This is a genomic window from Dehalococcoidia bacterium (genome assembly GCA_035574915.1).
Taxonomy (GTDB): Bacteria; Chloroflexota; Dehalococcoidia; order DSTF01; family WHTK01; genus DATLYJ01.
This window is the reverse complement of record DATLYJ010000108.1, coordinates 1-8,078: the sequence shown is the minus strand read 5'-3', so window position 1 is coordinate 8,078 and position 8,078 is coordinate 1. Positions and strand designations below refer to the sequence as shown.

Genomic DNA, 8,078 nt, shown 5'->3' with positions numbered 1-8,078 from the left:
GAATGCCGGATAGTCCGTGTCATTCGCACAACCCAGCTGGAAAAGCCAATCCAATGAGTCATCTTCGGTGGCAATGAAGCCATCGAGACTCGTCGCCGTATAAAACTGCGTCTTCATGGAGTCGAGTTCTCCTACATTGTGGTCTGTGCCGCCTAACGCCAGCGATAACCTACGGCGGCGGCGTGCAGCGGAGCCGCCGTTAGGTTCATCGCCTTGTTAGGCGACCGCTGTAGACATCCCTTGTCGGATCGCGGCTCTCTCAGACATCGTCCCATGTCCACGGCCTCCTGGAGCCGACGCACTCCGTCGAGAAACCCCCATGAAGGGACGGCCAAAGGGACTCAGCGGGTAGTTAACTTCCACGGGAAGCTTCTCGCCGAACACGGTGCGCTGCACGATGCCGACGCGGGTCATCTTGCGCAATCGCTCGTGTATCAGCTTCGCTGACAACCCAGGACGCGCCCGAAGCATGGTGCTGGGCCGGCTGGATCGATTGCCTCGCAAGCGACCCGCTACTGCGCTTCGATGATGCTGACCGGGCTCTTGGTGGGAATGACGCGGGAAAGTTTGAGGCCAGCCTTTTCGAGCAGCTGCCCATATTCGGCCTCGGACCTCTCGCGGCCCCCCGGCACCGTGAGCATGACCAAGTCGAGTTCCTTTGCGGGGTGCGGCTGGTTCGGGGCTGGCACCACCATCTCCACCAAGAGAACCTTGCCGCCTCGGTTCTTCGCCTTGCGGCAGTTGCTCAGGATCTTGACGCAGCTCGGTTCGTCCCAGTCGTGGATGATGTGCGACAGTAGATAGATGTCTCCTCCGCTCGGGACGCTTTCGAAGAAGTTGCCCGTCTGCACCACGCACCGATTCGCGACGCCGGCCGCATCCAGGTTGGCGCGCGCCGCGTCGGCGACGTGTGCCAGCTCGAACAGCGTGCCTTTCACCTCGGGGTATCGCTTGAGGATGTGGATTAGCATGTTGCCCGATCCACCACCCACATCGACGACCGTACCGTTAAACAAGTACGCCTCGGCCACCGCCGGTGGCTCGCCGCCGTGAATGCCAATCATGGCGTCGTTAAATATCGTCGCGGCCTCGGGGTGCTTCGGCAGCCACTCGAAGAAGCCCATACCCGTTGTCAGCTTCCACCCGGTCTCGCCCGTCTTCGCGCTCTTGTGGAGGTTCGCGAACGCGTTCCAGAAGTCCACACTGCCGATCAGACGCACCGCGGCGCGGGTCTTGGTGGAGTGGTCTTCGCGCAGCGTCTCGCTCTGCGGCGTGTGCGAGAAGCGGCGGTCCGGGTGCTCCCGAAAGATTCCGTTTGCGGCGAGCAGGCGGAGGATGCGGTACAAGGTGTCCGCATGTGCGCCGGTGGCGGTGGCGATCTTGTCGATGGACACCGGATCGCCAGCGATCTGATCTGCAACACCCAGCTCTGCTGCGGCCCAAAGCGCCCGAGCGGTCACCATGGACGCGCACAGAGAGAACACCTCGACATTTGGCGGCATCTGCGGTGGATTGCCCAAGTCCTTTGTCATGGGAAGCCTCCTTCTAAGCACAACTTGTGTTGACGATACCGTACGCCTAACGCCCGCGGTAGCGGCGTGCGAAGCGCGTCCGCTCTACTGCGAAGTTCGACGGAGCCGCAGATTGGCCGTCAGGCCACACGATCACTCGTCCTCCGGAGAATCAGTTCCACGTTGAGACGCGACAGCCGCTTCGCCAGTTCAGCGTCGTCGTCGTGGTAGCGGAGATCGCTCCGTCCATAATGGACGACAAAGGTGAAGACGCGAGGATAGCGGATGGAGTAGATGAGGGACTGGCCGACGGCCTCGGCGATTGCCTTCGAGGCCGGATGGCCCTGGCGGATCAACTTCACTTCGATCGCCGCAACCGCCGTTGTTCCGGCACGAATCTCGACGTCCGGCCAGAAGCGAGTGCCCAGAAGGCTCAGGCTGGGTTTGCCGGTGCCGCCGACGCTGATGACTGTCCGCAGGTTCGCCGTCGGGAACGATTGCTGGAAAGTCTCCTCAAGTGCTCGTTGAGCGTAGGGTTGGAGGTCGCGCTGCTCGTCGGCGTAGCTCGCCGCGAGCGGCATCCGGACCAGGGTCTCCCGGATCGCCTCCGCGACCAAGCTTGCGTCCACCATCTTCCCCTCGCCGTGGTCTCTCCTATCCGTCCTCTGCTGTCGAACGTACCGCTCAGCGGCCGGCGCAGCCGGCCCGCTGAAGCGGCGGGTTATGCGCCCTACTCCACCCCCGGCTACGCGCCTCAGCCAAGCCCTCTCATCTCCGCCTCCGCCCGCTCCAGCCAGAGGCGTCCGTCCATCTCGCACCACATCGTCGTCGCGGTGGCGAGGTGATCCTGTGCCTGCTCGGGCCTGCCCATTCGTCGGGCGATCTTGCCGAGGCCGAGATGACAGTGGGCCATGAGCGGGCGCATGTCCAGCTGGGCGGCGAGCGCCAGGGCCTCACGGTAACGGCCCTCGGCGACTTCGGCGTCGAGCGGATCGCGCTGCGCCGTGATGTCGCCGAGAAGGCGCTGCGCATACGCTTCCAGGCTGCGCTGGCCGTGCTCGCGCGCCAGCGCCACGGCGCGCGCGGCGAGGCCGGCCGCCTCCTCGGGCTCGTCGGCCAACAGACGCACCTCGCCCAGGTGCACGATCAACGGGGTGAGGAACATCGTGAACCCGATGGATTCCCCGGCGGCCAGTGCGTGTTGCAGGAGCGCGAGCCCCTCGGGCAGGCGCCCGGACAGCGCGTACACATAGCCCAGCATCTCCGTCAGAGTGGGGGCCGCGAAGTGCAGGTTCCACTCGCGGCACAGGGCGACGCCGCGCTCGAGCAGGAGGGCCGCCTGACGCAAGTCTCCCTTGAGGCCGTGGACATGTCCGAGGCCGCGACACGCGAACGCCAGGCTGTAGGGGTGATTGAGCGCCTCGGCGAGGCGTATCGCCTCCTGGCCGCGATGCACGCCCTCATCGAACTCGCCCCGCTCGGCGAGAGCCCAGGCCCAGAAGCTCCGGGCCATCACGACGGGGAACCCGGCCAGGCCGAAGCGCTCGCGACCGAGATCGCCGTCGAGCGGCCGGATGGTCGCCTCGAGGAACTCGCCGGTCCGGCGATAGTCGCCCGCCGTGAAGTACGCGGTGCCCAGGTAGTAGTTCGCCGCGACCGTGAGAGGAAGATCACCGAGCCGCTCGGCGATGGCCTGGACTGTCTGCGCGGACGCCACGGCGTCCGCCGAGTGACCCGTCAGGCGGAAGTGCTCGCTCATGTAGGCCGACATCAATCCAAGCCGGCGCTCGTCTCCGAGCGTCCTGGCGACATCCTCGGCGTCGCGGAGATGCCCGAAGCCGGCCTCCACCTCCCCCAACTGGAAGAGCGAGTTACGCAGGCCGAGGCGAAGGTCGATGGATAGCTCCAGCCTCTCGCGCTCCTCGGGGAGATAGGCCAGCGCGCTCAGCGCCTGCTCGATGTAGGCAACCGCGTCCCGGAACGCTGATTGAGCGAACGCCCGAGCGCCGGCCTGGGAGAGATACTTCACGGCCTTGTCCCAGATCTCGCCCCGGACCGCGTGATGGGCCAGTTGCTCCACCCGCTCGGCGAGACGGTCGGCGTACAGCGCCTCGATGGCCTCGACGATCCGGGCGTGCAGAACCCGCCGCCGGTCGTGGAGCAGGCTGCCGTAGGCCACCTGATACGTGAGGCCATGCTTGAAGGTGTACTCGACGTCGGGGAAGAGGCGAGCCTCGTACAGGAATTCCGCGGCCTGCAAGTGTGCGAGCCCCTGGTGCATGGCTTGGTCGGTCTGCTCGGCGATGGCCTGCAGCAGAGGAACGGGTACCTCCATACCGATCACCGCTGCGGCCTGGAGGAGGCGCTTCTCCTCGAGCGGGAGGCGGTCGATGCGCGCCGCCAGGATGGGCTGGACGGTCGCCGGCACCTGAACGCCCGCAAGGGGTTTCGCCAGGCGGTAAGCCCCCCGCTCGCCTATCAGAACCTGTGTCTCCACCAGGGCCCGGATGCTTTCCTCGAGGAAGAAGGGGTTGCCCTGGGTCTGAGTGATCAGGTGCTGCTTGAGGGACCCCAGACTGCCCTCGGCCCCTAGGAGGCCGTCGAGCAGGTCTTCGCAGCTCTCGGGCGGCAAGGGGTCAATGCGGAGTTGCAGGTAGTAGCTCTTCCCTCCCCAGCCGTGCTGGTACTCGGGGCGATAGTTCACGAGGAGAAGGAGGCGCGCCGAGCCCAGGCTCTCCACCAGGCTGTCGAGCAGGGCCTGGGTCTCGCCATCGATCCAGTGCAGGTCCTCAAAGACCACGAGCAGCGGCTGTGCCTGGCTCTCGCGGAGGAGGAGGCGCTTGACCGCGTCCAGCGTACGCTGCCGGCGCTGCGGCGGGTCCAGGTTCTGCCAGGCCTGGTCCTCGACTGGCACGCCGAGCAGCGCCAGCAGCGGAGACAGCAGCGGCTCCAGCGCGCGATCGAGGCCCAGCATCCGCCCGAACACCTTAGCGCGCATCTCCCGGTGGTCATCCCGGTCGCTGATCTTGAAGTAGCCCTTCAGCAGGTCGATCACGGGCAGATAGCTGGTCGCTTTACCGTAGGAGACAGACGCGGCCTCCAGGATCAGCCAGTCCTGGACCCGATGGGTGTGGGTGAACTCGTAGGTGAGCCGCGACTTGCCCACCCCGGCCTCGCCGACGACGGCGACCACCTGGCCGCGGCCGGCACCGGCCCGGCCCAGCACTCGGCGGAGGTGCTCGACCTCGGCGTCGCGGCCGACGAAGCGCGTGAGGCCGCGGAGCGCAGCGGCCTGCAGCCGCGTCCGCGCCGTCCCCGCCCCCGTCAGCTCGAAGATCTCGATCGGGTCCGGGAGGCCCTTCACGGGGATGGGCCCGAGCGATCGCACCGCGACGTAGCCCTCGACGAGCCGCACGGTCTCGCCCGTCAGCCGCACGGTCCCGGGCGGCGCCAGCTGCTCCATCCGGGCCGCGAGGTGGGTGGTCTGGCCCACAGCCGTGTAGTCCATGCGGAGATCGCTGCCGACCGAGCGGACGACCACTTCTCCCGAGTTGAGGCCGACCCGGATCTGCACCTCCACCCCGTGCGAGCGGCGCGTGTCGTCCGTGTAGCGCTTGAGCGACTCCTGCATCCGCAGCGCCGCATAGCACGCCCGTACCGCGTGATCCTCGTGGGCCAGTGGCGCGCCGAAGAGCGCCATGATCCCATCGCCCATCACCTGGTTCACCGTGCCCTCGAAGCGGTGCACGGCCTCCATCATGCGTTCGAGTACGGGATCGAGCAGCCTGCGCGCCTCCTCGGGATCGCGATCGGCGAGCAGTTCCATCGACCCCTTCAGGTCGGCGAAGAGCACGGTCACCTGCTTGCGCTCGCCCTCGAGCGCGGCCTTGGAGGTCAGGATCTTCTCGGCCAGGTGCTTCGGGGTGTAGGACTCCGGGGAGGTGAAGCGCTGGGCCACCGACGGGGCGGCCTGGCCCACGGGATGGGCGCACTCCGAGCAGAACTTGGCGGTCGGGGACAGCAGAGCGCCGCAGCTGGTGCACACGCGCGCCAGCGGTGCCGCGCACTCCTCGCAGAACTTCGCGCCGGAGCGGTTCTCGTGCTGGCACCGCGCACATCTCATGCTGCGCCCCCGCGTCGTTCCGGTTCCGGCGCCCGCCTCCGACGACGAATCAGCACGACCAGCTCTTCGGGAGGTTCACGTAGGAACGATCCAGCGCGGCGACGGATGGACAACCGAGCAGCCTCAGCGTGCGGTCCAGGTCGGCCTGTAGGATCTCGATCGCGCGCGCGACTCCGGCGTCACCGGCGGCGGCCAGGCCGTAAGCGTAGGCGCGGCCGCAGAGCACGGCGCGCGCGCCGAGGCAGATCGCCTTGACGATGTCGGTACCCCGGCGCACGCCGCCATCCATCAAGACATCGACCTGGCCGTTGACCGCAGCGACCACCTCCGGCAAGGCGCGCAACGCGGCCGGCACGCCGTCGAGCTGCCGCCCGCCGTGGTTCGAGACGGAGATCGCCGCCGCGCCTTCGTCGACGGCGCGGCGCGCGTCGTCCCCGGTGAGCACGCCCTTGACCATGACCGGCCCGCGCCAGCAGTCGCGGATCCAGCGCAGGTCGGCCCAGGCCACCGCGGAGCTCGCGAGCGCGGCGTTGACGTCGAGCAGGGGCATCGGCCCCTTGCCGGGAATCACGACGTTCGGGAGCGCCCGGAGGCCCCCGTCGAGCACGAAGCTGACGAGCCATCCCGGGCGGGAGAGCACATTCGGCAGGAAGGGGATCTTCTCCAGCAGGCTCCCGCTGATGAGCTCCCGCATGCCGTTGCGGTAGTCACGTTCGCGGATCCCCGAGACCGGGGTGTCGACGGTGACCACTAGGCCGGCGAACCCGGCGACGCGCGCCCGCTCAATGACGGCCTCGGCGGCGGCACGACCCCCCATGAGGTAGAGCTGGAACAACACGGGGCCGGAGGACCCGGCCTTCACGTCTTCCAGCCTGTGCCCCGAGATGGTGGAGAGGATATACGCGGTGCCCGCCTTGCCGGCCTCCCTGGCCGCGGCGACCTCGCCGCCCGGGTGCATCAGACGGGTGTAGCCGACGGGCGCAAGCAAGAAGGGGAGCGCGAGGTGGAGCCCGAGCACGCGGGTCCGCAGGTCGCATGCCGACACCGTCACCGCCTGGCGCGGCCGGAACGTCACGTCCTCGAAGGCGCGGCAGTTCTCGCGAAGCGTGATCTCGCCTTCGGCGCCGCCGTCCAGGTAGTCGAACACGGCCCGGGGCACTCGGCGGCGCGCCAGCAACCGGAGATCCTCGACGCAGACGACCCGTGGGGCCGCGACTTTGCGAGCCGCGCTAGTCATCGATCATTGCGCCATGAGGTGTCAAACGACGCCAGGTGTAGGGCGACAAACGAAAGCCTCGGTGCGCATAACGTCTCGGTCAGCGGCGCGGTGCTCTTACCGCGTCCGCTGCACCGAATGGTTGGGCTGCAAGGTTGCTTCACGATCGCCGCGTTACGGTGTCTGGCCACGAACGGCCCATGCGCGCGCGATCAAGTCGATGGACCCGTCTCTCGCAATTGGCAGCTTGGCGCGGATGCGCTCCCGCAGTGCGCCACGCCGCTCTTCTGTCAACGACATCGCGTACCCCGGAGCGGGCGCTTGCCCGCCCAGAAACGGCGTCCAATAGTCGTCGAAATCCCTGAATCTCGTAGGAACATCGATCGGTACGACCTGCACCTCGCGAAGTCCAGCCTGAGTAAACAACTCGTTCAGAGGATCGGGCTGACAGAGCGGAAAGCGTCGGCCTTCGTCTAGCTCGTAGGCTGCTCGGTCGAGCTCCACGGCCGCGTCCCAGAAATAGCGCATCAGCTCCATTTTCCCCGCATAGTCCCAGACATAGGCGGCTACCACGCCGCCGGTTTCCACCGCGCGCGCCATTTCACGAACTGCGAGAGACGGCCTGGACACGAAGTTCAAGACCAAGCCCGCGACGGCGGCACCAAAACGTGCAGAATCCAACGGAAGCGACTGCGCGTCGGCCACCTCAAACGTCGCGCGCGGATCAGTGATATGGGCTTTGGCATGTTCAATAAATCCCGTCGAGGGGTCCATGCCCTTCACGGAACGGGGCTTGGCATGCTGGAGGATGATCTCGGTAAGTGCGCCGGTGCCGCATCCGACATCTAGCCAATCTAGATTCGGCGGCATCTCCAGCCAGGCAAGAAAATCCTTCGCAACAAGACGGCTCCAACGCCCGACGTAGGGTTCGTACAGCTTTCCCGCCGCCCAAGTGTCCTTGCGCTCGGTTGTCATCGAGTGCTCCGTCTTGCAGCCCAACGTTCGCGGTGAGCAGCCGCGGCGAGCGCATGCGAGCCAGCGGTCTGCTCGACTGCGTGGTTCGGCGACCGCAGTGGGCTATACTAGCGTGTCCAGGCTCGGGTTCGTGTTGACACTTTCACCCCCCAGAGTGGGATGCATGAGCTCAGCGGGCGCCGGCCAGCGCGGCCGCCGGGGTTCGGCCGCGGACCCGGTAGCCGTGATGCGGTCGCTCGTGGTTGTAGAACCG

General features: G+C 67.0%; 7 protein-coding genes. All 7 read right to left on the bottom strand.

Going from position 1 to position 8,078, the window contains the following annotated elements:
- The coding region (locus VNN10_10275; GenBank protein HXH22407.1) for a dihydrofolate reductase at window positions 1–117 on the bottom strand (117 nt) is incomplete at its 3' end.
- Window positions 118–216: 99 nt separating this feature from the next.
- Window positions 217–471: a winged helix-turn-helix transcriptional regulator gene (locus tag VNN10_10270; GenBank protein ID HXH22406.1), complete on the bottom strand. Its 255-nt coding sequence runs from the start codon at window positions 469–471 to the stop codon at window positions 217–219.
- A 41-nt stretch (window positions 472–512) separates the two neighbouring features.
- A complete protein-coding gene (locus VNN10_10265; GenBank protein ID HXH22405.1) occupies window positions 513–1,532 on the bottom strand; it encodes a methyltransferase in 1,020 nt (339 codons plus the stop codon).
- A 119-nt stretch (window positions 1,533–1,651) separates the two neighbouring features.
- Window positions 1,652–2,143: a hypothetical protein gene (locus VNN10_10260; GenBank protein HXH22404.1), complete on the bottom strand. Its 492-nt coding sequence runs from the start codon at window positions 2,141–2,143 to the stop codon at window positions 1,652–1,654.
- A gap of 122 nt (window positions 2,144–2,265) precedes the next feature.
- Window positions 2,266–5,634, bottom strand: coding sequence for an adenylate/guanylate cyclase domain-containing protein (locus VNN10_10255; protein HXH22403.1), 3,369 nt, complete (start codon window positions 5,632–5,634; stop codon window positions 2,266–2,268).
- A gap of 49 nt (window positions 5,635–5,683) precedes the next feature.
- Complete coding sequence (locus VNN10_10250) at window positions 5,684–6,871, bottom strand: alpha-hydroxy acid oxidase (protein ID HXH22402.1); 1,188 nt, start codon at window positions 6,869–6,871, stop codon at window positions 5,684–5,686.
- 153 nt (window positions 6,872–7,024) lie between these two features.
- Window positions 7,025–7,825, bottom strand: coding sequence for a class I SAM-dependent methyltransferase (locus VNN10_10245; GenBank protein ID HXH22401.1), 801 nt, complete (start codon window positions 7,823–7,825; stop codon window positions 7,025–7,027).
- Between the last annotated feature and the right edge of the window lie 253 nt (window positions 7,826–8,078).

Coding starts and splice junctions, on each gene's coding strand:
- VNN10_10270 (HXH22406.1), bottom strand. CDS start 471: ATGCTTCGGGCGCGTCCTGGGTTGTCAGCGAAGCTGATACACGAGCGA.
- VNN10_10265 (HXH22405.1), bottom strand. CDS start 1,532: ATGACAAAGGACTTGGGCAATCCACCGCAGATGCCGCCAAATGTCGAG.
- VNN10_10260 (HXH22404.1), bottom strand. CDS start 2,143: ATGGTGGACGCAAGCTTGGTCGCGGAGGCGATCCGGGAGACCCTGGTC.
- VNN10_10255 (HXH22403.1), bottom strand. CDS start 5,634: ATGAGATGTGCGCGGTGCCAGCACGAGAACCGCTCCGGCGCGAAGTTC.
- VNN10_10250 (HXH22402.1), bottom strand. CDS start 6,871: ATGACTAGCGCGGCTCGCAAAGTCGCGGCCCCACGGGTCGTCTGCGTC.
- VNN10_10245 (HXH22401.1), bottom strand. CDS start 7,825: ATGACAACCGAGCGCAAGGACACTTGGGCGGCGGGAAAGCTGTACGAA.